Genomic DNA, 2,109 nt, shown 5'->3' with positions numbered 1-2,109 from the left:
AACTACATGGAAAGAAAAGAAGCTAATCTACCATATACAAGCAGTATTGCAGAGACTATAGTAGAGTCTCAAATAAATACTAGATTCAAGCGAAAACAAAAAATGCAGTGGACCCGAGAGAATGCACACAATGTTTTGCAGATTAAAGCGACTATGTCCTCTAATGAGTGGAATCTTTATGAAGCAAATATTGACAATGAGTTGATTCTAAAAGTTGCTTAACGCTATCTAATATTTATGCTTCCATTGCTGTAGGCAATCTGACTTGTCTATTATTAGATCAAAAAAATAGAGATTATTTTGATTCTTTGCCTAAAATCTTTGTGTCTCCTGAAATAAAAATTCCATGCAAAGGTAATCAAAAAATTTTCATTATTCATAAGATAAAAAATTTATTAAAAAGTAAAAAAATCCAATATAATAATATTGATGGAATAAGGGTTGAGTGTGAGAAAGGGTGGTGGCTAATTAGAAGTTCCAATACTGAGGACTCATTAACAATAAGGTTTGAAGGATATTCCGAAGACAATTTTAACTTTATATTAACACATTTATCAAATATACTCCGTTCAATTGGAGTCGATAATTTTTAATTAATTAAGAGTATAATGCAAAGTATTTCATATATTATTCAAGGTGGAATCCCAATTCATGGAAGAATTTCTTGCATGGGGGCGAAAAATCTAGCAACTAAAGCTATGGTCGCGGCTTTACTATCTTCAGATCAAACAGTGCTCAGAGGGATGCCAAATATTGGTGATGTAGAGATTACAAAAGAATTATTAATGTCTGCTGGTGTAAAAGTTGATTGGAAGCAAGATATTAACACAATGTACATTGATGCAACTAAAATAACTGAACATGAAGCATCATTACCAGATACAAAAACTAATAGAGTTCCTATTTTACTTCTAAGTATTTTGCTTCATAGGCTTGGGAAAGCTATCGTACCTACTGTTGGAGGAGATCATATTGGTCAAAGGAACGTTGATTACCATGTTGAAGCAATAAGAAAATTTGGTGCAGAGGTAAATAAAAAGGGTAATAAGTATATCGCAGAATCTAAGGGGCGGCTTCAAGCTGCGCATATAGAATTACCATACCCATCTGTAGGGGCAACAGAAACATGTTTATTTTTAAGTGTACTTGCGGAAGGAACTAGTATTATAAATAATATTGCATTAGAGCCTGAAATCATAGAATTAATTACAATGTTACGTTCTATGGGTGCTATAATATTTCTTTCAGGCAATAGGGAGCTAATTGTCCAGGGGGTTGAGAAATTAAGTGGCACAAACTTTTTTCTTGCAGGTGATAGAATAGAAGCTGCTTCATGGGCATCACTTGCTTGTGCATCAAATGGCGAGATTGAAGTCTCTGGCATCAGACCAGATTTGCTGGGTAATTTTTTACCACACTTTAATAAAATTGGAGGAGGATTTAAATTTTTAAAAGATGATAGTATAGTGTTTTTTAGGAAAGAAAATTTAAAATCTACTGAAATAGAAACTGATGTTTATCCAGGCTTTTCTACTGATTGGCAACAACCATTTGCAACAATTCTTACACAAGCTAATGGCATATCTGTTATCCATGAAACAGTCCATGAAAAAAGATTTGGTTATCTAGATATATTAAATAAACTTGGTGCAAAAACTGAAACTGTAAGCTCATGCTTGGGCTCTGTAAAATGTAGATATAGGGGGCAAGACCATCTTCATAGTGCATTAATTCATGGTCCAACAAAGCTAAAATCCATATCTTCGCCATTAGTTACCCCAGATTTAAGAGCAGGGTTAGCATATTTAATTGCTGCAGTTTTAGCTGAAGGTGAAACTAGGCTTGACGTTGCTGAGCAAATAGAAAGGGGATATGGCAATCTTTTGGAAAAGCTTAAGAATACCAATATTAAATTAAAAAGAATTGAAAACTAAAATCATGATATATTTATACCTAATCAAATATAACTTTTGACTTTTAATATTTAAGGCCGTTGCATAAATGCAAAGCAAGGAAGATATGCAATAAATGGATTTAAAAAATTAGATTCATATAAAGAAGAACGATAAGTTTGGTATAAAAGCTGATAGAATAATAGGAATTCAAGAA

General features: G+C 32.7%; 2 protein-coding genes and 1 pseudogene. All 3 read left to right on the top strand.

All coding sequences use genetic code 11. The annotated features are described in order from the left end of the window. Positions 1–222: pseudogene (locus tag L8D11_RS05060) on the top strand (hypothetical protein); the annotation flags it as partial. A gap of 101 nt (positions 223–323) precedes the next feature. After that, the gene (locus L8D11_RS05055; protein WP_236870582.1) at positions 324–593 is read left to right on the top strand and encodes a hypothetical protein; all 270 of its coding nucleotides are present in this window, start codon (positions 324–326) and stop codon (positions 591–593) included. 15 nt (positions 594–608) lie between these two features. Further along, on the top strand, positions 609–1,934 hold the full coding sequence (gene murA, locus L8D11_RS05050) for a UDP-N-acetylglucosamine 1-carboxyvinyltransferase (RefSeq protein WP_236870581.1): 1,326 nt from the start codon (positions 609–611) through the stop codon (positions 1,932–1,934). Positions 1,935–2,109: the final 175 nt, after the last annotated feature.

The organism is Candidatus Bandiella numerosa (assembly GCF_021811875.1).
Lineage (GTDB): Bacteria > Pseudomonadota > Alphaproteobacteria > Rickettsiales > Midichloriaceae > Aquirickettsia > Aquirickettsia numerosa_A.
The sequence above is the reverse complement of the archived record's forward strand: the minus strand, read 5'-3'. Positions and strand labels throughout refer to the sequence as shown.

Excerpts from the sequence above, each read along its gene's own strand:
- murA (WP_236870581.1), top strand. The coding sequence starts at position 609 with ATGCAAAGTATTTCATATATTATTCAAGGTGGAATCCCAATTCATGGA.